The organism is Pseudomonas typographi (assembly GCF_014694385.1).
GTDB lineage: Bacteria > Pseudomonadota > Gammaproteobacteria > Pseudomonadales > Pseudomonadaceae > Aquipseudomonas > Aquipseudomonas typographi.
The window spans coordinates 36,076-61,541 of record NZ_JAAOCA010000034.1 but is presented as its reverse complement, the minus strand read 5'-3'; the positions used below and the strand labels follow the sequence as shown (position 1 = coordinate 61,541).

19 protein-coding genes are annotated in these 25,466 nt (G+C 65.9%); 11 read left to right on the top strand and 8 right to left on the bottom strand.

Going from position 1 to position 25,466, the window contains the following annotated elements:
- Positions 1-1,439, top strand: a 1,439-nt coding sequence (locus HAQ05_RS22300) for an aminotransferase-like domain-containing protein (protein WP_202988107.1), incomplete at its 5' end; no start/stop codon positions are given.
- Positions 1,440-1,475: 36 nt separating this feature from the next.
- On the opposite strand, the gene HAQ05_RS22295 is transcribed toward HAQ05_RS22300, so the two are convergent.
- Positions 1,476-1,934, bottom strand: coding sequence for an Lrp/AsnC family transcriptional regulator (locus HAQ05_RS22295; protein ID WP_190424674.1), 459 nt, complete (start codon positions 1,932-1,934; stop codon positions 1,476-1,478).
- 148 nt (positions 1,935-2,082) lie between these two features.
- Here HAQ05_RS22295 and HAQ05_RS22290 point away from each other — a divergent pair, with 148 nt between their 5' ends.
- Entirely contained in the window at positions 2,083-3,225 is a 1,143-nt protein-coding gene (locus tag HAQ05_RS22290; RefSeq protein WP_190424672.1) for a cysteine desulfurase family protein, read from the top strand.
- Here HAQ05_RS22290 and HAQ05_RS22285 read toward each other — a convergent pair.
- On the bottom strand, positions 3,200-5,182 hold the full coding sequence (locus HAQ05_RS22285) for a putative bifunctional diguanylate cyclase/phosphodiesterase (RefSeq protein WP_238936567.1): 1,983 nt from the start codon (positions 5,180-5,182) through the stop codon (positions 3,200-3,202). The two genes, HAQ05_RS22290 and HAQ05_RS22285, sit on opposite strands and share 26 nt — an antisense overlap.
- Positions 5,183-5,499: 317 nt before the next feature.
- Between HAQ05_RS22285 and HAQ05_RS22280 the strand changes: the two genes are divergently transcribed.
- Positions 5,500-8,307 carry an autotransporter family protein gene (locus HAQ05_RS22280; protein WP_190424670.1) on the top strand — a complete coding sequence of 936 codons (2,808 nt, stop codon included), beginning with the start codon at positions 5,500-5,502 and terminating at the stop codon, positions 8,305-8,307.
- Positions 8,308-8,371: 64 nt separating this feature from the next.
- Here HAQ05_RS22280 and HAQ05_RS22275 read toward each other — a convergent pair whose 3' ends face one another.
- The 3 genes from HAQ05_RS22275 to HAQ05_RS22265 form a co-directional block, all read right to left on the bottom strand.
- Positions 8,372-9,292, bottom strand: coding sequence for a PfkB family carbohydrate kinase (locus HAQ05_RS22275; RefSeq protein ID WP_190424682.1), 921 nt, complete (start codon positions 9,290-9,292; stop codon positions 8,372-8,374).
- 133 nt (positions 9,293-9,425) lie between these two features.
- Complete coding sequence (locus HAQ05_RS22270) at positions 9,426-10,442, bottom strand: ADP-ribosylglycohydrolase family protein (RefSeq protein WP_190424668.1); 1,017 nt, start codon at positions 10,440-10,442, stop codon at positions 9,426-9,428.
- The gene (locus tag HAQ05_RS22265) at positions 10,439-11,152 is read right to left on the bottom strand and encodes a GntR family transcriptional regulator (protein WP_190424666.1); all 714 of its coding nucleotides are present in this window, start codon (positions 11,150-11,152) and stop codon (positions 10,439-10,441) included. Before HAQ05_RS22265 ends, HAQ05_RS22270 begins: the two co-directional genes overlap by 4 nt.
- 100 nt (positions 11,153-11,252) lie before the next feature.
- Between HAQ05_RS22265 and cysC the strand changes: the two genes are divergently transcribed.
- Positions 11,253-13,781, top strand: coding sequence for an adenylyl-sulfate kinase (gene cysC / locus HAQ05_RS22260; RefSeq protein ID WP_190424664.1), 2,529 nt, complete (start codon positions 11,253-11,255; stop codon positions 13,779-13,781).
- A gap of 54 nt (positions 13,782-13,835) precedes the next feature.
- On the opposite strand, the gene HAQ05_RS22255 is transcribed toward cysC, so the two are convergent.
- A complete protein-coding gene (locus HAQ05_RS22255; RefSeq protein WP_190424662.1) occupies positions 13,836-14,837 on the bottom strand; it encodes an SDR family oxidoreductase in 1,002 nt (333 codons plus the stop codon).
- A gap of 148 nt (positions 14,838-14,985) precedes the next feature.
- Here HAQ05_RS22255 and HAQ05_RS22250 point away from each other — a divergent pair, with 148 nt between their 5' ends.
- The gene (locus HAQ05_RS22250; RefSeq protein ID WP_190424660.1) at positions 14,986-15,942 is read left to right on the top strand and encodes a PfkB family carbohydrate kinase; all 957 of its coding nucleotides are present in this window, start codon (positions 14,986-14,988) and stop codon (positions 15,940-15,942) included.
- Entirely contained in the window at positions 15,935-18,244 is a 2,310-nt protein-coding gene (locus HAQ05_RS22245) for a glycoside hydrolase family 65 protein (RefSeq protein WP_190424657.1), read from the top strand. The genes HAQ05_RS22250 and HAQ05_RS22245 overlap by 8 nt, the downstream gene beginning before the upstream one ends.
- 31 nt (positions 18,245-18,275) lie before the next feature.
- On the opposite strand, the gene HAQ05_RS22240 is transcribed toward HAQ05_RS22245, so the two are convergent.
- The gene (locus HAQ05_RS22240) at positions 18,276-18,905 is read right to left on the bottom strand and encodes a LysE family translocator (protein ID WP_190424655.1); all 630 of its coding nucleotides are present in this window, start codon (positions 18,903-18,905) and stop codon (positions 18,276-18,278) included.
- Positions 18,906-19,186: 281 nt separating this feature from the next.
- Between HAQ05_RS22240 and HAQ05_RS22235 the strand changes: the two genes are divergently transcribed.
- Together HAQ05_RS22235 and HAQ05_RS22230 are read left to right on the top strand one after the other, a co-directional pair.
- Entirely contained in the window at positions 19,187-20,788 is a 1,602-nt protein-coding gene (locus HAQ05_RS22235) for an ABC transporter substrate-binding protein (RefSeq protein WP_190424654.1), read from the top strand.
- Between the two features lie 36 nt (positions 20,789-20,824).
- The gene (locus HAQ05_RS22230; RefSeq protein ID WP_190424652.1) at positions 20,825-21,403 is read left to right on the top strand and encodes a plasmid pRiA4b ORF-3 family protein; all 579 of its coding nucleotides are present in this window, start codon (positions 20,825-20,827) and stop codon (positions 21,401-21,403) included.
- Positions 21,404-21,424: 21 nt separating this feature from the next.
- Here HAQ05_RS22230 and HAQ05_RS22225 read toward each other — a convergent pair whose 3' ends face one another.
- A complete protein-coding gene (locus HAQ05_RS22225) occupies positions 21,425-22,132 on the bottom strand; it encodes a GNAT family N-acetyltransferase (RefSeq protein WP_190424650.1) in 708 nt (235 codons plus the stop codon).
- Positions 22,133-22,342: 210 nt separating this feature from the next.
- Here HAQ05_RS22225 and HAQ05_RS22220 point away from each other — a divergent pair, with 210 nt between their 5' ends.
- The 3 genes from HAQ05_RS22220 (at position 22,343) to HAQ05_RS22210 (ending at position 25,461) form a co-directional block, all read left to right on the top strand.
- Positions 22,343-23,194, top strand: coding sequence for a MurR/RpiR family transcriptional regulator (locus HAQ05_RS22220; protein ID WP_190424648.1), 852 nt, complete (start codon positions 22,343-22,345; stop codon positions 23,192-23,194).
- 37 nt (positions 23,195-23,231) lie between these two features.
- The gene (ddpX, locus tag HAQ05_RS22215; protein WP_190424680.1) at positions 23,232-23,807 is read left to right on the top strand and encodes a D-alanyl-D-alanine dipeptidase; all 576 of its coding nucleotides are present in this window, start codon (positions 23,232-23,234) and stop codon (positions 23,805-23,807) included.
- Positions 23,808-23,907: 100 nt separating this feature from the next.
- Complete coding sequence (locus tag HAQ05_RS22210) at positions 23,908-25,461, top strand: ABC transporter substrate-binding protein (RefSeq protein WP_190424646.1); 1,554 nt, start codon at positions 23,908-23,910, stop codon at positions 25,459-25,461.
- Positions 25,462-25,466 lie beyond the last annotated feature (5 nt).

The following is a 25,466-nucleotide window of genomic DNA, read 5'->3' as shown; positions in this document are numbered from 1 at the left end:
CCCTTGACCCACCCCGCACACGCTACGCAGCGCTGGCCCGGGAACTGGCCGACGCCATCCACGCCGGGCGCCTGCCCGCCGGCAGTGCCTTGCCATCACTGCGCGACTGCGCCAACCAGCGCGGGCTGAGCCTGAATACCGTGACCACGGCCTATCGTTTGCTCGAAGACCAAGGCTTGATCGTGGCGCGGCCGCAGTCCGGGTTTTACGTGCGCAGCGTGCTGGCCGAACCCAGCGCATCACTGCGCCGCCAGCCCAGCCAGGTACAGGGCAATGCGCAGCAGCAACTGATGGCCAGCGTGCTTCAGGCCCAAGGCCGCGAGGGGCACCTCAATTTGGCCTTGGCGATACCACGCGGGCCGCGCTTCTACCCCCAAGAACGCCTGGCCAAGGTAACGGCCGCGTTGTTGCGCCAGCAGCCGGAGCTGCTCGGCCAGTATGCCTTGCCGCCGGGGCCGTTGCCCCTGCGCGAGCAGGTCGCACGCCGCGCGCGGCACTTGGGCATGGCCCTGCGCGCCGATAACGTGGTGATCACCCACGGCGCCATGGAAGCGCTGCAATTGGCCCTGCGCGCCACCACCCGCCCCGGCGACACCGTGGGCATCGAAGCACCGGCCTATTTCAATCTCTATGGGTTGCTGGCAAGCCTCGGCCTGGACGCGCTGGAAATCCCCACCCACCCACGTCAGGGCCTGGACCTAGACGCCGTGCAAACGTTGTGCGAAGGCGGCCGGCTGGCGGCGTTGGTGTGCATGCCCACTGTTCACAACCCGCTGGGCTGCACCATGCCGGTGGCGCACAAGCGCCGCCTCGCCGCACTGGCGCAACGGCACCGGCTACCGGTGATCGAAGACATCGTATATGCCGAGCTGCAGTACACCGAGCCTACCGCGCCCACGGTACGCGCGTTCGACGCAGAGGGCTGGGTGCTGGTGTGCTCGGGGTTTTCCAAGGCCATCGCGCCGGATTTTCGCCTCGGCTGGGTAGACGGCGGCCGCTACGCCGAGCAATTGCGCCACTTGAAGTTTGCCTCTACCGGCGGCGAGTCTGCACTGCTGTGCACGGCGGTGAGTGAATTTCTGCGCAACGGCCATTACGACCATCACCTGCGCAGCGTGCGCCGGCTTTACGAGCAACAGGTGGCCAGTGTACGTGGGCTGATCGCCAGCCACTTTCCGCCCGGCACCCGCGCCACCCAACCGGAAGGCGGTTTTTTGCTTTGGCTGGAACTACCCGCGGGCATAGACAGCCTGGCGCTGTACCAGGCGGCATTGGCCGAGGGCATCGTGATCATGCCGGGGCAGGTGTATTCACAAGGTGCGCGCTACCGCCATTGCGTGCGAATTTCGTGTGGGCAAGCGCTGGGCGGCGCCTACGTGCAAGGCATTAAAACCCTCGGTGCCTTGGCCCATGCACTGGCCGACAGGGCGACGGCCTGAAACGCAGCCAACCGCCGCAACGGCCCTGCTGGGCGCTTACGAATACCCTACCGGCAGCGCCGTCGTCGCCTTGATCCGCTCCATGGCGAAGCTTGAGCTGATGTCGGTAATGCCCGGCACTTCGATCAGCCGCTTGTACACCGCATCGTAGCCGGCGATGTCGGCCACCACGATGCGCAGCAGGTAGTCGGTATCACCGGCCATGCGGTAGCACTCCATCACCTGTGGCAGCGCAACAATGTGCTCGTGGAACTGCCGCAGCCATTGGGCGTTATGCTGCTGGGTGCGGATCGCCGCAAACACCGTCACCGGCAAACCCAGCCGTTCGGCGTCGAGCAAGGCCACGCGCTGGCGGATCAACCCTGCCTCTTCGAGCTTTTGAATGCGCCGCCAGCAGGCGGTGGTGCCCAGGCCGATGCGCTCGGCCAGCTCGGCCACCGGTTGGCTGCAATCGCGCTGCAGGTGGTTGAGCAAGGCACGGTCGAATTTATCCATGGGCCAATCCAAATAATTTTCGGCGAAGGTGAGTTTAAACCGAAGTTTATTCCACTAAACAGCGTAAACCCCGGACTAAAAACAAAAAACCTGCCTACCGGGGGCCCTAAGCTGGTCACCATGGCCCACTGCTCCAGGACACTTCCCCATGCCCACCCCACCTGCCTACCTTGATTACGCCGCCACCACCCCCATCGACGACCGTGTGCTGCACGCCATGCTCGGCTGCATGGGCCGCCAGGGCTGTTTCGCCAACCCCGCCTCCAGCCACGGTTTCGGCAGCGCCGCCCGGGCGCGGGTCGAGGCGGCGCGCCAGCAGGTGGCCCAGGCATTGGGCGCAGTGGCCGGTGATATGGTGTGGACGTCTGGGGCTACCGAGTCGAACAACCTGGCCATCAAGGGCATCGCCCAGGGCGATGCCAGCCGCCGGCACTTGGTCAGCAGTGTGCTGGAACACAAAGCAGTGATCGACACCTTGCAGCACCTGGAGCGCCACGGCTTTGCGGTCACCTGGTTGCAACCGGACGCCGCCGGGCTCATCCAGCCCGAGGCGGTTAAAGCCGCGCTGCGCAGCGACACCCTGCTGGTGTCGCTGATGTGGGTGAACAACGAACTGGGCACGCTCACCGATGTAGCGGCCATCGGCGAGGCGGTGCGGGCGCACGGTGCGTTGCTGCACGTGGATGCCGTACAAGCCGCGGGCAAGCTGGCCATCGACCTGTCGCAACTGCCCATTGACCTGCTCTCGGTGTCGGCGCACAAGGTCTATGGGCCCAAGGGCGTCGGCGCGCTGTACGTTGGCCCGCGGGCGCGGCCACAGTTGGCCGCACAGATGCACGGCGGCGGCCATGAAGGCGGCTTGCGCTCAGGCACCCTGCCCACCCACCAATTGGTCGGCATGGGCACGGCGTTCGAGCTGGCCGAGCAACTGCGTGAAGCCGAACAGGCGCGCATTGCCGAACTTGCCGCGTACCTGCGCGACGGCTTGCTCGGGTTGCCTGGGGTGAGCCTCAATGGTTGCCCCGACCAGCGCATCGCAAACACCATCAATGTTCACGTGGCCGCCCCCGGCTTCAGCAGCCAGGCGCTGGCCAGCGAGGTGGCGGTGTCGGCCACCTCGGCGTGCAGCTCGGCCGGGGCTTCCCATGTGCTGCAGGCGCTGGGCCTGCCCGATGAACAGGCGCGGCGCTCGGTTCGGCTGAGCCTGGGCCGCTATAGCGAGCGGGCCGACGTAGAGCGGGCCATCGCTGCGGTGCGCGCGGTGCTCAGCGCACCTGCACCCATGTGGTAGGCACGGGGCCGCCCGGGTTGGCCAGCCAGGCCAGCGAAGCCTCGGCCGGCATCGGCTTGGCGAAGTAATAGCCCTGCACCAAGCGCGCGCCCAGGCTGGCCAATGCTTGCAGCTCAGGCTCGGTTTCGACCCCTTCGACGATGCAGTCCAACTGCATGTCGTGGGTCAAGGCCAGTAATGATTTGACGATCTTGAAGCTTGCCGGGTTGTGTTGGATGCCGCTGACGAAGCTGCGGTCGACCTTGAGCTTGGTCAGCGCCAAGGCGTGCAGTTGCGACAGGCTCGAATAGCCGGTGCCGAAGTCATCGAGGGACACCCCACAGCCCAGGGCGCGAAACACGCCGATGGCCAGTTGCGCTTGCTGCATGTCTTGCATCACCGCGGTTTCGGTGATCTCCAGGTCGAGACGGGCCGGGTCGAAGCCGCTGGCGACAATGCAGTCGGCGATGGCCTGGGCGGCCTGCAGCGAGCCGCAATCGCGCGCCGACAGGTTGAACGACACCCGCACATGGGTGGGCCATTGCTGGGCGGTGGCCAGGGCCTTGCGCAATAGCGGAATGGTCAGTTGGTTGATCATGCCGGTGCGCTCGGCCACCGGAATGAACTGCCCTGGCGGCACCTGCCCGAGCACCGGGCTGTGCCAGCGCCCCAGGGCCTCGAACGCCACGGTGCGGCCGCTGGCGATGTCGATGATGGGCTGGAACACCACGGCCAGCTCCTGGTTCAGGTCGGCACGGCGCAGCGCCTGCTCGGTCAGGTTTTCCCGTTGCAGTTGGGCATGGTGGCGTTCGGAGAATACGGTCACGCTGCCCCGCTGGCTGCGTTTGCTTTGATACAGCGCGTAATCGGCGAACTCGAAGATCTGCTCGGCATCGCTCGCCCGGTCCGGGAATGTCGCCATGCCCAGTGAAGCGCCGATCTGCACGGGCATGTCGGTCAGGCTAAAGGGTGCGCCGAGCACCTGGCAGAACGCCTGGCCCACTTCGTGCAATTGGCGGTCACTGGCAACGCGCTCGATGATCAGGGCGAATTCATCGCCGCCCAACCGGGCCAGTTGCGCATGCTCGTCGAGCAGCGGCGCCAAGCGCTGCCCCACCAACATCAGCAAGCGGTCGCCGATACCGTGGCCGTAGAGGTCGTTGACCGGTTTGAAGCCATCCAGGTCGAGAATGCCTACCGCCAGGCGTGTACCATCACCCCGCGCTCGTGCCAGCGCTTGGTCCAGCGCACTGAAGAATTGCCGGCGGTTAGGCAGCCCGGTGAGGCTGTCCTGGTGTGCCAGGCGCAGGTTCTCGTCGCTGAGCAATTCGCTGCGTGCTCGCTCGGCAATCAACCGGGTAAAGTTGCGGTAGTGATCCTGCAAGATCAGCAACATCGCCACCGATACCAGAAAGATGTTGACCGCACAGGCCACGAATACCGGGATGCCGGTGCTGATGAAAAACACGATGAACGCACTATTGACCACCACCGCGCTGATCAGCGCCGCACGGCGCAGGTGCATCATTGAAAAGATGCAAGCGATCACCGTGATCGCCATGTAGAACGCCACATGGACCTTGGCGTATTCATCACCATAGGGGTAAAGCAACAACGCCCAGCAGGTAAAGCCGGCGGCCACCGGGAAAGCCAGCAGGCAGGTACGCAGCAACACCTTGTAGATGCTGGTGTCGTCGAGTAGCTTGCCGCGTTGGCGCCACCAGAACACGCTGCGCGATGCCCCCACCGCCGTCAACACCGTGGGCACCACCAGCGTCAGCGAAGCCGGCGCCAGGGCCAAATGTGTCGCCACCAACGCCCACGTGTTGACCAACAGGATGAAATACATCAAGGGCAGTTGGCGCGACAGGGCGCCATACTGCGCCCGCATCAGCCGCGGGTTGTCGCGCGGCAATGCGAGTAGCGCTCGCCCTTTTGCGCCCCAGTCTTCCATCAACGGTACCCAACCTCGCCCCATGTGAATAAAGCCCGCGCCCGTGTGGGGTTGCAGAGATGCGCGCAAGCAATGGCCTGTACTTTTAGTACTGGGCAAGGCGCGCCAACGCAGGTCAACACCAGGGGCGCCGCCTAACAGAGGCACAGCCCGCTTGTGAAATCCCCCACTTGAGCACTATAGGCGGGATATAGGCACAGCAAGCCATAATTCAAGCGCCATTTTATTGGCTAGTCTCGCTTACATACGCGTTCGGCGCCTAATTGTATCGAGTTTTTGACAATTCACCGCTTGGCTTTCTATACCCAACGCTACTATGGACAGCGGCAAGGTAGCCTTCGATGAATACATCTAACAAAATGTTCGCCCCCACCCCTCTCGCGGTGGCCATGACCTTAGCCTTCACCGGCCTGCCATTGAGCGAAGCCAGGGCCGACGACTGCCCACCGGTGATCAACGCCAACCGCAGCGGCGGTTGCACCGTACCGGCCGGGCAAAACCTACGGGTCAGCGCCAGTGGCGCGATCAATGCCACCGATGAGGCTGCGGTACTGATCGACCACCCGGTTAACGCCAGCACCACGCTGCGAAACAGCGGCACATTGGCCAGCGACGGCCCCGGGGTGGTGTGGCTCAACGGCACCGAGGTCACCGGCAACATCCGCAACAACAGCGCTGGCCTGGTCCAATACACCGGCTATGACAAGACCGCCGCCGCCCTGCGCCTGGACGACAGCATTCTGCATGGCAGCATCGTCAACGCCGGGCGCATCGAAGGCGGCGGCACCACGGCCTTGGGGGTGGCGCTGGCCGGTAGCCACGTGACCGGTGACATCCGCAACAGCGGCACCCTCACTGGCAGGCCCGCGCTGTCCCTGAGCGAAAGCCAGGTCGATGGCAGCGTGATCAACACCGGCACCATCACGGGCGACACGGTCGCGGCGCTGCTCAGCGACCACAGCACCATCGGCGGCGACGTCATCAACCGCGGCCTGATCCAAGGCACCGAGTTCACGCAAAACGTTGCGCGCCTGACGTACACGCAGCTCGACGGCGACTTCATCAACCGCGGGGAAATCGACGGCGGCACCAGGGGCAGTGGCACGGGCCTGGTGATCAGCTTCGGGCAAATCAACGGCAACTTCGTCAACGACAACCTGATCCGCGACAACAACGGCCTTGCCATGGGTACCCAAACAATCCTGGGCGATTTCATCAACCGCGGGATCATCACCGGCACGTTCAACCCAGACGGTGGCGGCCAGGGTTTGAGCCTGAACAACGCGCATATCGGCGCAGACTTGAAAAACACCGGGACCATCGAAGGTTCGGCTGGCGGGCTGCGCTTGAACAACACCGTCATCGATGGCCGGCTAAACAACAGCGGGCGTATCAATGGCGCAAGCGGCGGGCAGGGCGCCTCCGCAGAGGTGATCGGCGTGGACCTCACCGGTAATACCGTCGTCACCGGCGGGTTGGTCAACAGTGGGCTGATCCAAGGCACTGATTACGCCTTGCGGGTGGGCGACGACGCGCAATTGGACGCCCTCAATATCGCTGGCAACGACACGGCGATTTTTGCCGGTGACGTATACGCGCCGCGCACCACTGTGTCGGTGAACAGCAACGCCACCTACACCCTGCAAGATGGCAACCTGTTCACGGTGGACCAGTTCATCAACCGCGGCGTGTTGGGCGTGGCGGCCACCAATATCGAGGGTAACGCGGCACAGGCGACCATCGCCGGCGACTACCGGCAAACGGCGGCCGGCACGCTGCGCACCCACGTGCAGGACGCGGACCACTTCGGCAAGCTGGCGGTCACCGGCACCGCCACCTTGCCCAGCCAGGCCAAGATCGACGTGGACGTGAGTGCACCGGCCCAGCCCTTTACCACTGACCGGCTGGCCGGCGTGCTCAGCGCCGGTACGCTGGTATCCGACGGTACGTTCGCGGTCACCAGCAACTCGGCGCTGTTCGACTTCGATGCGCAGAAAAACGCCAACGCCGTGGACCTGACCCTCACCGCCAAGGCTGGCGACAGCCTGCGCGCCGCCGTGGCCAGCGCGGGGCTTAGCCAAGCAGAAGGCGTGGCGCAGGTGCTCGATGGGCAATTCGCCCGCGGCAGCGCCAGCCCGTTGAGCGCGTACTTCGTATCCGCCACCTCGGCCGCCGAAGTCGCCCACGACCTGGCCCAGGTGCTGCCCAGCGGCGATGCCAGCCTGCGCGCCAGCCAAGCCGCGCTGGGGCAAATCAGCGACGCCCTGCAAACGCGCTTGGTGCCCGCCGGCCTACCGGCTACCGACCTGCGCCACAGCCTGGCGCCAAGCTTCTGGAGCCAGCCGTTCAACACCTTGGCCAGCGTCCCGGGCGGCAGCAGCGCCAGCAGCGGCCAAGTGCTGGGCTTCGATACCCGCACCTCGCCCAGCCAACGGGTGGGCATGGCCTTTGCCTATGCCCGCGGCGACAGCCAGGGCGACGCCTTCGGCCCGGCGCAGAACAGCCGCCTCGACCTGTGGCAGTTCACCGGCTACAGCGCCCACACGCTGGCACCCAATACCGAGTTGTTGGTGTATGCCGGCGCCGGCCACAACCGCGTGGCCAACCAGCGCGACCTGGCCCTGGGGGGCGCCAGCGGCGCGGCCAAGGCCCGCTATGGCAGCCTGTTCGCCACCGTCGGCGCCAGCGTCGGGCATGCCTACGCGTTGACCCCCAGCACCCGCCTGACCCCATCGCTGCGCCTGGACTACAGCCATATCCGCGACGATGGCTACCACGAAAACGGCGCTTCGAGCATCGCCCCGCTGTTGCTCGAGGTACAGGCGCGCCAAACCGACCAATTGATCGCCGGCCTGGACGGCCGTTTGGAACACGCCTTCAGTCCGAATGGCGCCACCCTGCGCCTGACACTCGGCGTGGGCTACGACCTGATCGACCAAGACCCGGCGGTAACCGCCAGCTTTGCCGGCGCACCGGGCCAGCGCTTCAACGTTCGCGGTAGCGAAGCCAGCCCCTGGCTGCTGCGCGGCGGCGTGGGCCTGGCGGCGCCGCTGTCACGCACAGCGACGCTCACGGTGAATTACTCGCTGCAGCAGCGCAGCGACTTCACAGACCAGGGCGGCAACGTTGGGGTGCAATGGGCGTTTTGACCGCCCACAGGTGCGTAGAAGATGAGCCGCTGCGCGGCGACTTGGATGAGCCCTTGCAGGCCGCTTAACCTTGCAAAAACGCCTCCAGCGCCTCCCGCCCTGGGCACGTCGCCGGCCCCCGCTGGGTGACCGCCAGGGCCGCGGCCGCGTTGGCGTGGCGGGCGGCCTCATACGGGGCCAGGCCGGCCGCCAAGCCGGCAAGCAGCACACCGGTATGGGCGTCGCCGGCGCCATTGCTGTCTACTGCCTGCACGCTAAAGCCCGGTACCTGCCAGCGTTCGCGTCCACGGGCCAGCCAACAACCGGCCGGACCATCGCGCACGATCACCCAGGCATTGGCGGGCAAGCGCCGCACCAGCTCAGCCAAAGCCGTGGCGAGTTCGGCGGTGGCGGTGAAGCGCAGCGCCTCCTCATAGTTGCTGCTCCACAGCCGCAGCCCAGGCAGCAGTTGGGCCACCTGGGGCGTACCGGGGGTGCTGGCCAGCGGCCCGGGGTCGAATGCCACGGCGCAGCGGCCGGCGTGCAGCGCCAGCCAGCCAAGCAAGCCTTCGGCCTTGCCCGGGTGCAGCAGGCTATAGCCACTGACCATGATCCAGTCGCCAGCGCTGGGCACCACGCCGGCCAGGTCCTCGGTGCTGAGCTGGCCCTCGGCACCCACATAAGAGATGAACGAGCGTTCCGCGCTGGCATCGACCAACGCCACCGACACGCCGGTGTCTTGCCCGGCAGTGGGTGGCAGGCACACCTGGATGCCTTCGGCCAGCATGGCCTGGCGTGCCAAGTCGCCGAAGCGGCCGGTGCCGTGGCGGCCCAGGTACCAGGTGGGTAAACCGTTGCGGGCCGCGGCGGCCATTACGTTGAACCCACCGCCCACCTCGAAGCCCGCGCTGTGCGCAAGCACCTCTTGGCCGGGGGCAGGTAAGGCCTCTACCGGCATGACCAAGTCGACCACCACCTGGCCGGTATAAAGCAACCGGGCAGGCATGCGCCCGAACGGCGGCGGCGCTATCCCCCCGGTTTCTGTTTGCCCCGCGGGGTTGGGCGTACTCATGGCAAAGCTCCGGCGATCACGTGCTGGGGCTAACCGGCACGCAGGTTGTCAGGGCCCGGCTGGCCGCTCAGGCGCTGCGCAGGGCAAGAAGTTGCTCGGTCAACCGGTCCAGGTCCAGGTGGTTCACTGCCTTGACCCGCGCCAGCGGCTCGTTCGGCCAGGCCGACAGGCTATGGGTAGCGCCGAGCATGGCGCCAAGCATGGCGGCGATAGTGTCGGTGTCGCCACCGAGGCTTGCGGCCATGCACAGCGCCGGGTAAGGCTGCAGTTGGCCGCCGGCGACGGCGCGGGCCAAGGCAAAGGCGGCGACCACCGACTCCTGTGAAGCCACCGAAGTGCCGATCACCTCGTAGATCAGGCCGGGCAGGCGCTGGTTGTCACAACCCTCGCAGAGCAACCGCGACCAACCGATGCGCGCCGCAATCGAGCCGCCGGCCACCCAATGGCCACGGCTCTGGCCCCATTGCGCCGCTTCGACGCCCTGCTCCAGCGCGGCTTTGAGGTCGTCGCCGTTGATGCCCGCCGACACCACCGCCGCCACCGCCGCCGCGCTGGCAATGCCAAGGCCGGTATTATGGGTCACCTGGCAGGCTTGCTCCACCTGTGCCATGAAGCGCTGCGGGTCGGCGATATCACTGGCGATGCCGACGGGCGTAATGCGCATCGCCGCACCATTGGTGGTGCCATAGCGCCCCGCCTGGTCCGGGCTGGCACCGGCCAGGATCAGCTCGATGGCGCGTTTGGTCGAAGGGCCGAGCAAGTCTTGCGAGCCCTTGGCACGCATGGCCGCTTCCCAGTCGATCAAGCGTTGAGCCAGGGCCGCCGGCTCGATACGGCCGCCGCCCACCACCAGCAATTCGGCCACCAGCACCGCTTGTTCGGTGTCGTCGGTGATGGAGCCTGCCGGCAGGTTCGGCGCGATCGGCTGGTCGGCATCGGCGGCCAGCAAGCCGGTGACTCGCCCATAGCGCGCATGCACCTGTTCGCGCGACAGCGACTGGGTGGGCATGCCCAGGGCATCGCCCAAGGCCAGGCCGTAGAATGCGCCCAGGGCACGGGCGCGGGTGTGGTCAGAGCTGATCATTGCGGCGCACCAAAACTCAAATGAAGTTGAAAGTGGGCCGGGTCCAACAGGCTCTCGACCTGCTCCATGAACCGCCCACGGCTGTCGAAGGTTTCCCGCACGGCCTTGAGAAACACCGTGCCGGCGGGCCGTTGCAACTGGGCAGCGGCCTGCTCGCCCAGGGGCTCGGCACCCACCCACTGGTTGCCCTGGCCGCCCTGGAAACCATGGGCGGCCAGGGTCGCCGCCAGCGAACCCTGCACCAGGCCCTGCTCGGGCAAGTGTTCAAGGCCGTCACGGGCTGGGACCAAGGCTCGCTCCAGCGACACGAGCGTGCCGTCTGCCGCCCGCCGGCGCCGCTCGACCAACACGAACTGCGCCGTACCGTACCGCACGGCCAATTCTGGCCGCTCGGCCCGGGCCAGGCTGAGCAATTCGGTGCGCACTTGGGTGGCGCCGGCGGCCAATGCCTGAGCCCACCCTGCGCCCTGGGGCAGCGGCACTCCGTCGTAAGTCACGATGGAGCCCACACCCATCTGGGTTGCAATGTAGTGACACCGCTTCAGCTCGGTCAGGGCCTCACGCAGCGTGCCACGGCTGACATCGAACTGCGCTGCCAGCTCATGCTCACCGGGCAGTCGCACGCCGGGGCCCAACTCGCCGCGTTCGATGCGTTGGGCCAAGGCGCGCACCACGCGGGTTTTCTTGTCAAACCGAACCTGTTTAGTCATGTACAGTTTGATACCCCTCAGGGCGGCTGCTTGGCAAGCCATTTTTACATGGCTGTGCATTGGCTATGCTTGGGCCAACCCCCAACGGACGGACCCTTCCATGCCTGCTTCTGTTGCCCGTTATGGCCACCCTGGTGCGGTGCTGTGGCTCACCGGTTTGTCCGGTGCTGGTAAAACCACCCTGGCCGATGCGTTGGCCGAGTGCCTCACGCCGTTGGGCTACGCCTGCTACCGGCTGGACGGTGACCGTTTACGCCAGGGCCTGAACGCCGGCCTGGGTTTCAGCCCCGAAGACCGTATGGAAAATGTGCGGCGCACTGGCGAGGTGGCGGCGCTGATGGCCGACGCTGGCCTTTTGTGTATTGTTTCGCTGATTTCGCCCTACGCCGCTGACCGCGCCCAGGCCCGCGCTGCCACGCCGCGGTTTCATGAAGTGCACGTGGCTGCGGATTTACCCACCTGTGAGCAACGCGACCCCAAGGGCCTGTACCGCCGCGCGCGGGCGGGCGAACTGCCGGGGTTTACCGGCATCGACGCCCCCTATGAAGCGCCACGCCAGCCGGAGTTACGCCTGGACACCGGCCACGAAGGGCTGGCGCAAAGCCTGGCGCGGCTGGTCGACTACGTATGCGTGCAACTGCCGTTGGCGCATACCGCCCAGCAAGCGGCGGCACTGCATGAGCAGGCCCTGGCAGCGCTCGCCGGCGGTGACCGGACCACCGCGCTGGGCACGATGCAGCAGGTGCTGGCGCTGGCCCCGGGCGAGGCGCTTTACCACAGCAATTATGGCGAAATGCAGCGCCAGGGCGGCCAGGCACTGCTGGCACTACACCATGGCCAGCGCGCCGTGGCGTTGGCACCTGAACGCGCGGCGGCACACAGCAACCTGGGCTTGGCCTGGTTCGACTTGCGCCAGTGGGCACAGGCCCGCGCCGCCCATGAACGGGCATTGACCCTGCAACCTCAGCTGTTGCAGTCGCTGAACAACCTCGCCAGCATCGCCCGCGCCGAAGGCGACCTGCCCCGCGCCATCGCCGGCTACCGCCAAGTGCTGCAACTGCAGCCAGGGTATCTGGAAGCGCAGTCCAATTTAGGCGCCGTGTTGGCCGAGGCCGAGCAACTGGCCGAAGCCGAACAGCAACTGCTGGCGGTGCTCGCCCTGCGGCCGCAGGCCCCCGAGGCACTGAGCAACCTCGCCCTGGTGCGGCTGCGCCAGGAGCGCCCCGACCAAGCCCGCGCCCTGCTCGAACAGGCCTTGCAGCGCCAGCCCGAGCATGCCCCCACCTTGCGCTTGCTGGGCCGTTGCCTGTTGGCCCAAGACCTCCCCGAACAAGCGTTGGCACCGTTGCAACGCGCCTGTGCGTTGCAACCTGGGGAGCCAGACAGCTGGTGCGCGCTGGCCGGGCTTTATCAAGACCGCGGCGCCGACACCCAGGCCGAACAGGCCTACCGCCAAGCGCTGGCGCTCAACCCCCAAGGCGCCGACGCCCTGGCGGGGCTGGCCGGCTTGCACCAGGAGCGGGGCCAGTTCGATGAAGCCCGCGGGCTGCTCGATCAGGCCCTGGCCGCGGACCCGAACCACCATGGCGCCTGGTTCCTTCGTAGCCAGGCGCGCAAGGGCAGCCCGGCCGACGCTGCGGCGTTGGCGCAGGCGCTGGCACAGAGCGAGCAGGCTAGCCCCGGGCGGCGTATTGCCCTGCACTATGCGCTGGGCAAGGTCGAAGCCGACCTTGGCCACCCAGCGCAGGCGTTTGCCCACTACAGCGCCGGGGCCACGCTCAAGCGCCAGCATGTGGCCTACGATGAAAGCGCCGAGCAGCAGCGGCTGGCGCGCATGCTCACGGTGTTCGATGAGCGTTGGCGGGCACGCCTGGAAGGGGCTGGCGACCCCAGCGAACAACCGCTGTTCATCCTCGGCATGCCACGCTCGGGCACCACCCTCACCGAACAAATACTGGCTTCGCACCCGGCGGTCAGCGGCGCCGGAGAGCTGCCCTATGCCTTGCACCTGCTGCAACAACCGCTGCCGGGTGTGCCCGAACGGGTGTTCCCGGATAACCTGGCGGGGCTACAGCCAGAACAATTGCGTGGGCTGGCCGGGCAATACCTGGCGCGCCTTCGCCAGCACGGCGGCGGTGCCGCGCGCATCACCGACAAAATGCCTGCCAACTACCTGATGCTCGGCCCCCTGGCGATGATGTTTCCGCGCGCGCGCATCGTGCATGTGAGCCGCGACCCGGTAGACACCTGCGTGTCGTGCTACACCCAGTTGTTCAACCGCCACCAGGAAGCGACCTACGACCTGGCTGAACTCGGCCGCCACTATGGCCGCTATGCGCGCTTGATGGCGCATTGGCAAGGGTTATTGCCCGGAAGGGTCATCGAGGTGCGCTACGAAGACATCGTCGCCGACCTGGAGGGCCAGGCCCGGCGCTTGCTGGCCGCCTGCGGCTTGCCTTGGGACGACGCCTGCCTGGCCTTTCACCACACCCAACGGCCCGTGCGCACCGCCAGCCTTACCCAAGTGCGCCAACCGCTGTACAGCAGCTCCGTGCAGCGCTGGCGCGCCTATGAAGCGTGGCTGGGGCCGCTGCTCGAAGCCCTAGAGCCATACCGCAGCGGCGCTTGAGTGGCCCAGTGACTCGAGCGGCCGGGCTGGGGCGCTGCATGCCCGGCGGGGCCCTCAGGGCTGGCCCTTGCCGCCCGAGGCGCCGAACACTTGCCCGGTCACGTAACTGGCCTCGGCCGAGGCCAACTGCACGTACAACGGCGCGATTTCCACAGGCTGCCCTGGGCGCTTGAGCGGCGTATCACTGCCAAAAGCCTTGAGCTTTTCCATGGTTTGCCCACCGGTGACCTGCAAGGGCGTCCAGAACGGCCCAGGCGCCACGGCATTCACGCGGATGCCGCGGTCGGCCACTTGCTTGGCCAGGCCCTTGCTGAAGTTGGCGATGCCGGCCTTGGTCAGCGCGTAATCAACGATGTTTTCCCCCGGGTCGTAAGCGTTCACCGAGGCGGTGTTGATGATGGCCGCGCCCTCGGGAAGGTGCGGCAACGCCGCCTTGGTGAGCCAAAACAACGCATAGAGGTTGGTTTTAAGTGTCCAATCGAATTGCTCATCGGTGATGTCGAGTATCGATTCATGGCTTTGCTGGCGGGCGGCATTATTGACGAGGATATCCAAGCCGCCCAGCCCGGCCACGGCCCGGGCCACCAGGTCACGGCAAAAGGCAGCTTCGCGCAGGTCGCCGGGAATGGCCAGCGCCTTGCGCCCCGCTTGCTGGATCAGCGCCACCACCTCGCGGGCATCGTCTTCTTCGGCAGGCAAATAGTTGATCGCCACATCGGCCCCTTCGCGGGCAAAGGCGATGGCGACCGCGCGGCCCAGCCCGGAATCACCGCCGGTGATCAATGCCTTGCGCCCCAGCAGCTTATTGCTGCCGCGGTAATGGGTTTCACCATGGTCGGGGCGTGGGTTCATTTTGCTGGCCAAACCGGGCCACGGCTGCGGCTGCGGGTTGAAAGGCGGCTTGGGAAAGCCTTTTTGCGGGCTTTGCAGGGGCGCGGGCATGGCGCCGTCGCTGCCGGCCTGGGCCATGGCCGGGGTGGCCAGGCCGGCGGCCGTGGCCAATGCGGCGCCTTGCAGCAAGCGGCGGCGGGTGGGGTCGTGTTCGTGGTCGGCCATGGCGGGGGCTCCTGGGCAGTAAAGGGGTACCCTCTGGCTGACGGCACGCTCTGCGCCTAGGTTCCACGGCGATGACCGCTGGCGAATCGAACCGAACCGGCACACCACCACGCAGTCAGCCGACTATGTTCGACACGGAGCCAAGCCCATGCCTTCGACCCTGCTTAGCCTGGGCAGCATCAATGCCGATTTCCAGGTGCGCGTGGCGCAGCCCCCCGGCAGCCAGGAAACATTGCTGGCCAGCGACTTCTGCCGGCTATCGGGCGGCAAGGCGGCCAACCGGGCTTACCTGGCCACCCTGTTTGGCCACCACAGCGTGCTGCTGGGCCGCGTGGGCGCCGATGAACTGGCCGACCAGGCCCTGGGCAACCTGCGCCAAGCCGGCGTGCTGCTCGACGGCGTGACCCACGCGCCGGGGCACAGCACGGCGGTGTCGATGATCACGGTGCCGGCCAGCGGCAAGAAGCAGATCATCCTGGCCAACAACGCCAACGACGCCTGGGACGGCATGGCCTGCGACCGCGTGCGCGCCGCGATCGCTGCCGCCCCGCCGCAGGCGGTGTTGGCGCTGGATCACGAAATTCCCGCAGCCGTGGTGCGCATGGCTATCGAGGCTGCGCAGCAGCGCAGCCTGCCGGTGGTGCTCGACCCATCGTTCCCCGAGCGGCTGGAGCCTGGGCTGTGGCCGCTGATCAGCGCCGTGACGCCCAACACCGAAGAAGCCGCGCACTTGCTGGGCCAACCGGTCACCGACAGCCCCAGCGCAGCCCGGGCCGCCGCGGCGTTCCGGCAACGGGGCGTGCCGATGGCTTGCGTCAAGCTTGCCGACGGCGGCTGCCTGCTCGCCTGCGCCGAAGGCGTGTACCACGTGCCCGCCGGCGGCATTGCGGCACGCGATGCCACCGGCGCTGGTGATGCCTTCACCGGCGTGTTCGCCATCGCCCTGCTCGAAGGCCAGCCAGCCTCCGAAGCGGCGCTGTGGGCCACCGCTGCCGCCCACCTTGCCGTCGCCGGGTATGGCTCCCAGCCTGCCTATGCTGGGCGGGAACAGGTACTGGCGATGGCCGAACAACTGCGGCCGCAACTCAGGCGTGTCGATGACTGACACGTTGCTGTTCGACCACTTCGACCCGGCCGACGAACGCCGCCGCGAAGCCTTGATGACCCTGAGTAACGGCGTACTCAGCTTGCGCGCCAGCGCCCCGGAACGGGCCGATGGGCCGGGTTATCCCGGGCTTTACCTGGCCGGTTGGTACGACAGCGCCGAACGGCAGGTCAATGGCAGCCGCTGCCATATTGGTGCATTGGTGAACCTGCCGGCGCCGCTGGGCTTGAGCCTGTCGCTCGACCGCCAGCAATGGCTTGAACCGGCGTACACCCATTACCGCCAATGCTACGACGCCGAGCGCTGCGAAGTGCGCCGCCGCTTCGGCGTTACCCTGGGTGAGCATGCCCTGGACATCGAAGAAACACGGCTGGTCAGCTACGCAGACCCTCGCCTGGTGGTGTTGCGTTGGGCAGTGACCTGTCCCCAGCCGCCGTCCCAACTGTGGCTGCGCAGCACCTTGCAGGCCAGCGGCAATACATTGATCGAGCGCAACCTTGCCTATGAAGGCCAGCGCCTGGCCATCGACCAGCACTGCTGCAGCGAACACGGCCACAGTGCCATTCAGGCCCACTTGGCGGGCGGTGCGCGGGTAGTAATGGCTTGCCACACCAGCCTGAACACCCCGGTGGCCTGGCACGGCCCGGCCGCGCAGCGTGAAGGCCAGTGCCCATGGCCGGCCGGTGGCGTACTGGTGATCGAAAAACGCATACTGGTCGAAGCCGACGACCGCGCAGCGCACGCCTTGGCCGCGGCGATACCCGGCGAACCGTTCGAGCAGCTGCGCGCCGCCCATTACGGGGCCTGGCGCCAGCCCTGGCAGGCGGCGCGTGTACGCCTCACGGGCGCCAGCTTGCAGCGCCCGCTGGATTTCGCCTTGGCCCATGTGCTGCAAACGGTCACCCCGCTGAGCCTGGGCCGCGACCTGGGTTTCCCCGCCAGGGGCTGGCAAGAAGGCTATATGGGGCAGATTTTTTGGGATGAGCTGTTTGCCTTCCCGTTTTTGGCCAGCCATTTTCCTGAGCGGGCCCGCAACCTGCTGGCCTACCGTTACCGGCGCCTCGGTGCGGCCCGCGCGCGGGCCCGGGCTGCCGGCTTCAAGGGCGCGTTGTATCCCTGGCGCAGCACCACAGGTGGCGAGGAGCAAACCCCGCCATGGTTGTACTACCCGCTGTCTGGGCACTGGGTCGAAGACGCCACCTGGCTGCAACGGCACATTGGCGCGGCGATCGCTTACGATGCCTGGTTGCTGTACCTGGCCACCGGTGACCAGGCTCTGCTCACCGGCATGGCCGGCGAAATCATCCTGGAGGTGGCCCGCTGCTGGGCCAGCATGGCGCGGTTCGATGCGAGCCGCGGCCGCTATGTGATCGAGCAGGTGATCGGCCCGGATGAATACCATAGCCGTTACCCCGGGGCCGAGGAACCTGGCGTGAACAACAACGCCTACACCAACCTGATGGCCGCCTGGACACTATGCCGTGCCTTGCAATTGTTGCAGCAATTGCCCGCCGCGGCGGCCGCCGAACTGTGCGGGCGCCTGGCACTGGAGGCCGCTGAGTTGGCCCTGTGGGAGCAGGTAAGCCGGCAGTTGTACCTGCCCTACGACGAGCCCGATGTATTGGGCCAGTTCGAAGGCTTCGACCAGTTGCAAACGCCCCCGCCGCAGTGGCTGCAGAAGCAGCGGCCGCGCCTGGATTGGATGCTCGAAGCCCAAGGCGACAGTACCGACCGTTATCAATTGACCAAGCAACCCGACGTGCTGACGCTGCTGCATTTGTTACCGCCCCACGAAATTCGCGAACTACTCGCCCACCTGGGTTACCCACCGCCCAGCGATGGCGGGCGGCGGGCGGTGCAGTACCACTTGGCGCGCATCACCCACGAATCGAGCTTGTCGTACGCGGTGTGTGCCGGGGCCATGGCCCATATCGACCTGGCGCGCTCATGGTGGTTTTTTGGCCACTGCCTGGGCACGGATATCGACGCCGGCAGCGACAGCGGCACGGTGGAGGGCGTGCACCTGGCGGCCATGGCCGGCACCCTGGACGTGCTACAGCGCCATTACCTGGGGCTGCGCCCGGCGTTGGATGGCTTGCACCTGTACCCCGCCGTGCCGGCCGAACTGGGTGAGGTCATGTTGCGGCTGCAGTACCGTGGGCAATGGCTAGAGGTGCGTTGGCGCAGCGGCGAACTGCGGGTGCAACTGGCCCCTGGCAGCACTGGCGAGGTGATGCTGGTCCACCGCGCCGGCCGGGACCTGCTGGTGCCCGGTGCCACGTGGCGAGGCCTGTACCCCTAGTGTGGTAATGGCCACAGCGCGCGGCGGCCGTTCAACGCCGCGCCAGCAACAGCCGCACGCCCAACCCTACAAAGGCCGTGCCAATCACCCGGTCGACCCAGCCACGCACCCGCGGCCGGCCACTGACAGCCCTCGATGCGCGTGCCGCGACCAAGGCCACCGTGGCATCCACCGCCAACCCCGACGCGACGAACACTAACCCCAACAGCAAGAACGCGGTGGTTTTGTCGGGGCTGCCAGCAGCCACGAACTGCGGGAAGAACGCCACATAGAACAGCAGCACCTTCGGGTTGGTCACGTTGGTAACGAACCCACGAAGCAGCAACGTGGTTTCACGCAGCCGTGGCACTGGCATTACGCTTCCGGCCGCAGGTTTGCGCGCAAAAAGGGTGCGCAGGCCCAGGTACACCAGGTACAGGCCGCCCGCGGTTTTGATCAGGGTAAAGGCAGACGGAGACGCGGCCAGCAGCGCGGTGAGCCCAAGGGCGCAAAACAAGGTGTGCACGCAGCCACCTATCGATACCCCGAGCGCCGACATCACGCCGGCGCGGCGGCCATGGACGATACTCTGCCCGGCGACATAGGCGATATCCGGCCCAGGCGTGACGTTTAGAATGAACACGGCGAGCAAGAACAACGGAAAATCGACGATACCGAACATGGCACGGCCCTTGGCGGCGAAAGCGGCGATTGTAGAGGTGCGCGGGCTTGCGCTGTCAATGGCATTGGTCCGCGCAAAGGCTGCTAACCTAGTCGCGTGTCTCAGAAATTCGCACAAGCAATGACGGCTGACTTTGATTGCCGGGCAAGCCGCCATAACGCGCGATAGCGGGGCCATGGCGAACGGCGGCAACGCCGCCCGGCAGTCAAAGGCACCGGCAACAGGGTGCGGCCAACAGCTGCGGCACCGTACTAAGGTGATGTTTTAAGAGGGAACGCCACATGCGTCGTTTCACCGCCCCAGCCCTGCTGGTGGCCTTGCTCTGCACCGGCCCCTTGGCCCAGGCCGCCGGCAGCCTGGTGTACTGTTCCGAAGCCAGCCCAGCCGGGTTCGACCCGGCCCAATACACCTCCGGCACCGAATTCGACGCCTCGGCCGAAACCGTGTTCAACCGGCTGGTACAGTTCCAACGCGGCGGCACCACCCTGGAGCCGGGGTTGGCCACGGCATGGGATATCAGCCCCGACGGCAAGGTGTACACCTTCCATTTGCGCCAAGGCGTGCACTTTCACACCACCGCATACTTCACCCCCAGCCGCGACTTCAATGCCGATGACGTGCTGTTCACCTTCGAACGCATGCTGGACAACGCGCAGCCGTTCCGTAAAGCGTACCCCGCCGAATTCCCCTATTTCACCGACATGGGGCTGGACCAGAACATCACCTCGGTCAGTAAAACCGACGCCTACACGGTAGTGTTCAGCCTCAAGCAGCCCGACGCGGCCTTCACCGCCGACCTCGCCATGAGCTTCGCCTCGGTGCAATCGGCCGAGTACGCGGCCCAACTGTTGGCGGCCGGGAAGCCCGAACAACTTAACCAGCAACCGGTGGGCACCGGGCCATTCGTGTTCAACCGCTACCAGAAAGACGCGGTCATCCGCTTCGACGGCAACCGCCACTATTGGAAGCCCGAAGACGTGCAACTCGATCACTTGATTTTCGCCATCACCCCAGACCCCGCCACACGCCTGCAAAAGCTGAAAGCCGGCGAGTGCCAGGTCAGCGGTTACGCCCGGCCGGTGGACCTGGCGGAAATCAAAAAGGACCCGGCCCTCAAAGTGCTGGAGCAACCGGGCTTCAACGTGGGCTTTTTGGCCTACAACATCCAGCACCCGCCGCTGGATAACCCGAGTGTGCGCCAGGCGCTGGACATGGCCATCAACAAGCAGGCGATCATCAGCACCGTGTTTCAAGGCGCCGGCCAGGTCGCGCAGAACGTGATCCCGCCGAACCAGTGGTCTTACGACGCGACGATTCAAGGCGCACCCTACGACCCGGAAAAAGCCAAGCAGTTGCTGGAGGCCGCTGGGGTGAAACCGGGCACCGAAATCAACCTGTGGGCGATGACCGTGCAGCGTGCTTCGAACCCCAACGCCAGGCTGTCGGCACAGATGATCCAGCAAGACTGGGCCAAGGTGGGCGTTAAGGCCAATATCGTAAGCTACGAATGGGGCGAATACATCAAACGGGCCAAGGCCGGTGAACACGACGTGCTCACCTATGGCTGGACCGGCGACAACGGCGACCCGGACAACTGGCTGGGCGTGCTCTACAGCTGCGCCTCCATAGGCGGCAGCAACTACGCCCGCTGGTGCGACAAGAACTATGACGCGCTGATCGAAAAAGCCAGGCTCAGCGCCGACCGCGGCGAACGCACCCGCCTCTACCAGCAGGCACAGAAGATCCTGCGCGAGCAAATGCCGGTCAGCCCGATGGCCCATTCAGTGGTGGCCCAGCCCATGCGCAAAAACGTCGAAGGCTTCAAGATCAACCCGTTCGGCGTCACCGGGTTTTATGGCGTGAGCCTGGGCACAAGCGACTGACCTTACGAACCTTCCACTGCCGCTCCGGACGCTTCAATGGCCCAACAACCGCTAAGCTACACCCTGCTGATCCAACTCGAACCGCTGGTGATCAACCCGCCCATTTGGCGGCGCTTGTGGGTCAGCGGCGATATCACCTTGCGCAAGCTGCACCACTACATCCAGGCCGCGATGGGCTGGGAAAGCCGCCACCTGCATGAGTTCAGTAACGGCGTGCGGCGTTACTTGCCACCGGAAGCCGAAATGGACATGGCCGCCGACGTGGTCGACGACCGCAAGGCCCGGCTGAGAGTGGTCGCCAAGCAGGGCGAACGGCTGCGCTATCTCTACGACTTTGGCGACAGTTGGCAACACGTGATCGCGGTGGAGGCGGTAGAGCCTTGCGAGCAAGGCGGTAACTGGTGCCACCTGCTCGACGGCGCCCGCGCCTGCCCGCCAGAAGACGCCGGCGGTGCCGACGGCTACCTGCAAATGCTACACACCCTGGCGCAGCCGCCGTGCGAAGCGCGCGACGAGCTATTGGCCTGGCTGCGTGGCGGCTACGACGCCGAGGCGTTCGACTGCCGCGCGGCGAACGCGGCGGTACAGCGGGTGCAGAATAATTTTTGGGGGTAATGGGTTTAGGCCGTGCTGCACTTAGGCCTCGCGCATCGCCAGCAACGACTGGCGCTGGCGCCCCTGCTCATCGAAATTCTCCGGAGCCAGCCAAGCCTGGAAACCGGCTTTGAGCGCGGGCCATTCCCGGTCGATGATCGAGTACCAGGCCGTATCGCGGCTGCGGCCCTTGTACACCACCGCCTGGCGGAAGATCCCTTCGAAGCTGAAGCCCAAGCGCAATGCGGCCTTGCGCGAGGGTGCATTGAGGCTGTCGCACTTCCACTCGTAGCGGCGGTAGCCGAGCGTATCGAATGCATAGGCCATAAGCAGGTACTGCGCCTCGGTGGAGAGCACCGATTGCTTGAGCTGCGGCGAAAAGGTCACGTTGCCCACTTCGATCACCCCGTGACCGGGGTCGATGCGCATCAGCGACAGCGTGCCGACCGCCCGGCCGCTCACTTGCTCGATGACCGCGTAATGGCGCGGGTCGGTGCTTTGCTCAGCGGCCTCGGCATAGTGGCGGTAGTGCTCGGCGCTGTCGAATGGGCCGACGAACAGGTAGGTCCAGTCGCGGCCATCGGCGGCTTGGCTGTAGGCGGCATACAGGGCATCGGCATGCTGCGCGGCATTGAGCGGCTCGAGCCGGCAGGTGCGGCCGGCCAACGTCACCGCGCCGGGCTGCGGGCGTGGCGACCAGCCGAGCATGGGCTCGCCGACGGGCTGGTCGAACGGGTTGGTGCGGGGCATGGCAGGCTTCCTGGCATTAAGGGTGGGGTTACTTTAACCGCTGGCGAGCCGCTGCGAAGCGCCATTTGAAGAGGTTTTGCCAGCGCCAATGGTCGGCAACCCCCAATCGCGCATGGCCTGCCCTTGCAGCCCACGCCTCAGCAATGTTAGCCTAAGAACATTGAAACATATTATGACAGATGGATAACGATTCAGGCCTAGAGCGCCGCGATGCCCCAGCCCAGTTTTTTCGACGCCCTTGAAGCGACCTTCGCCGACTTGACCCCCACCGGAAAGCGGGTAGCCGGTTACTTGCTGGCCAACCCCGGCAAGCTGCCGTTCGAAACCGCCGACAGCATTGCCCAGCAGGCGGGCACCACCGGTATTTCAGTGGGCCGGCTGCTGCGCTCGCTGGGCTACCGCAACCTTGACGATGTAAAGCACAGCCTGCGCGAGGACAGTTCCGGTGCCTGGCGCATCACCGACCGGCTCGGCGCCTTTCGCCAGCAAAGCGGGCGCGGCGACGCCCTGGACCGTTCGCTGGCGCAAGAGCTCGCCGCCATCGAGGCGGTTTACCAAATGGCCCGTGGGCCGGTGTTCGCCCAGGTGGTGGAGCAACTGTACAGCCGCGAGGCGGTGTTCATCGTTGGTATCCAGAGCACCCGCGGGCTGCTCAACAGCTTCCACAGCCTGCTCGAATACATTCGCCCCAAGGCGTTCTATGTCGATGGCCTGTCGGGCACTTATGCCGACATGCTCAACGCCGGCTTCGAGCGGCCTTATATCCTCTTGGCGGATTTTCGCGCCTATTCGAGCGTCACCCGCAAGCTCTGCGAGGCGGCGACCGATGCCAAGATACCGCTGGCGCTGATTACCGACTACCACTGCCCCTGGGCCCGGGACTTCGCCACCGACCTGCTGCCACTGAAGCTTGAGGTGGGCCAGTTCTGGGATTCGCTGGCACCGCTGGCGGCGTTGCTCAACCTGCTGGTGTCGGCCGTGGCCGACCGTTTGGGCGACCGGCTCGACCAGCGCCTGGCACGCAACCGCGCATTGCAACAGCGCTTTGGCCAGTTCGAGTGAACCGGCCATGCACACCCTGATGGATAAAGAGGTACCTGTGAACCACCCTGACCTGGTCGAGATCGACCCGCACACCGACGGCCTGGCCATCCACCTGGTCTACGCCACCGCCGACAACCTCGCCGGGCGCGTGATTTACCAAGACATGCGCTGCCTGCTGCACCGTGACGCTGCGGCCTGCCTGCTCAAGGCCAACCAACTGGCGCGCTTGGCTGGCTACCGCGTGCAGGTGCTCGATGCCTACCGCCCGCCCTATGCACAGCAGTTGCTGTGGCGCGCGCTGCCCAATGCCGAATACGTGCGCGACCCCGCGCTGGGTTCACACCACAGCCGTGGCGTGGCGGTCGACGTGACCCTGCTGGATGAGCACGATACACCCCTGGACATGGGCACCGGCTTCGACGACATGCGCACGCTGTCGCACCCCTTCAACCCCGACCTGCCAGCGCCGGTGCAACGTAACCGCCTGGTGTTGCTGGGCATCATGATGGGCGCAGGCTTTGCCCCTATCGCTAGCGAGTGGTGGCATTTCGAGCTGCCGGCGGCGGACCGTTATGCGCTGATCGACCATCACCACCTCAGTGCCGAACAGCTCCACGCCCTGCTCGCCTGAAGCTGACGCGCGACCGGGGCAACTGAACCCTGGCGCGAACACCCTTGTTGACTGTACCTGCCGTAGCACCCCACACACGACCCCACATCGAGGAACCGGCATGCTTCAGTTATCGCGCAAACTCACCCGTTCGCCCTACCGCACGCTGCTCTTGGCCAGTGCGCTCAGCCTGGGCGCCTGGCAGGCGGCCAACGCCGCGGTGCCGGCCGACACCCTGATGCTCGGCAAGGCCGCCGACCCGCAAACGCTGGACCCTGGCGTGACCTTCGATAACAACGACTGGACGGTCACCTACCCTGCCTACCAGCGCCTGATGCGCTACAAGGTCGAAAACGGCAAGGGCAGCACCGAGGTCGAAGGCGACCTGGCCGCCAGTTGGAGCGTCTCGCCCGACAACCTGGTGTGGACCTTCACCCTCAAGCCTGGCAACCATTTCGACGATGGCGCCGAGGTGAACGCCGAGGCGGTGAAGTTCTCGATCGAACGGCTGATCAAGCTCAAGCAAGGCCCATCGAGTATCTTCCCGGAAGACATGGTCACTGAAGTGGTGGGCCCGTTGACCGTGCGCTTCACCCTGAAAAAGCCCTTTGCGCCCTTCCTCTTCGCCCTGGCCCATAACGGCGCCAGCATCGTCAACCCGGATGTGAAAGACCCGGACGCCTACCTGGCCAGCCACACCGCCGGCTCCGGGGCCTACCGGCTGGCGGCCTGGCAAAAAGGCCAAGCCCTGACCCTGGAGCCCAACGCCCACTACGCCGGCGCCGCGCCGAGCCTTAAAAAGGTAGTGATCAAGATCATCGCCGAGCCGTCGGTGCGCCGCCTGCAACTGGAGCATGGCGATCTGGACATCATCGAAGACCTCCCCGAAGACCAGGTCCAAGCGCTGGCCAAGGCACCGGGCTTCGTGACTACGGCCTACCCGTCGCTGCGGGTGACCTACCTGTACCTGAACAACAAGCGGCCACCGCTTAACGACCCTAACGTGCGCAAAGCCATCGTCGAGGCACTGGACTACCAGGGCATCGTCGATGGCATCGCCATGGGCAAAGCCCAGTTGATGAACGGCCCGATACCGCAGGGCATGTGGGGCTACGACCCCAGTTTGCCGGTGCCCAAACAGGACATGGCCGCCGCCCAGGCAGCGCTTGCCAAGGCGCCGAAAAAGGTCAGCACGTTGCAGTTTTTGTACTCCGACAAAGACCCAGCCTGGGAGCCCATCGGCTTGACCCTGCAAGCGGGGCTCGCCAGCCTCGGGGTGAACCTGAACATGAATAAACTGGCCAACGCCACCTTCCGCGACCGCCTGGGCAGCGCAGACTTCGACATCGCCATCGGCAACTGGAGCCCGGACTTCGCCGACCCCTACATGTTCATGAACTTCTGGTTCGACACGGCCAATGCCGGGCTCTCGGGCAACCGCTCGTTCTATAGCAACCCCAAGGTCGATGAGTTGGTGCGTGAAGCCGCCAGCATCAGCGATGTGGAAAAACGCAAGGCGCTGTACCAACAGGCGCAAAAGATCGTGGTGGGCGACAGTGCCTACGCTTACCTGTACCAGAAAGCCTACACCGTACCCATGAGCAGCACGGTCAAGGGCTACGTGTTCAACCCGATGCTCGAACAAGTCTTCGACTTCGCCGCGATGTCCAAGTAACGGCA